Origin of the sequence: Zoogloea sp. LCSB751, assembly GCF_002028455.1 — a bacterium.
In the GTDB taxonomy this organism is placed as follows: domain Bacteria; phylum Pseudomonadota; class Gammaproteobacteria; order Burkholderiales; family Rhodocyclaceae; genus Zoogloea.
Genome location: NZ_MWUM01000690.1, coordinates 1 through 232, shown reverse-complemented (window position 1 = coordinate 232; position 232 = coordinate 1). Strand labels below are relative to the sequence as shown.

Annotated in this window: 1 pseudogene; it reads right to left on the bottom strand. The window is 44.0% G+C overall.

The window, feature by feature from the left end:
- Positions 1-26: 26 nt before the first annotated feature.
- A pseudogene (locus tag B4920_RS28200) lies at positions 27-232 on the bottom strand (Tn3 family transposase); the annotation flags it as partial.

The following is a 232-nucleotide window of genomic DNA, read 5'->3' as shown; positions in this document are numbered from 1 at the left end:
GCTTGGAAAACGGAAATTATCCTACGCTAAGCCTGTTTTTTGTACATATTACTATTCACTGAGCGTAATGCGCGGTATTTACCCTGTCCCAGTTTGAGGTTCGTTCTCCAGACGTAACCCCCGCTCAGGTTGATATGTTCCCATCCCAGTGGTGACAGATGGTAATCAGTTGCTCATTAATCGGGATCCCTTTTCGTCTCAAAGAATCTATCGCTCTTTCTATATATACCGT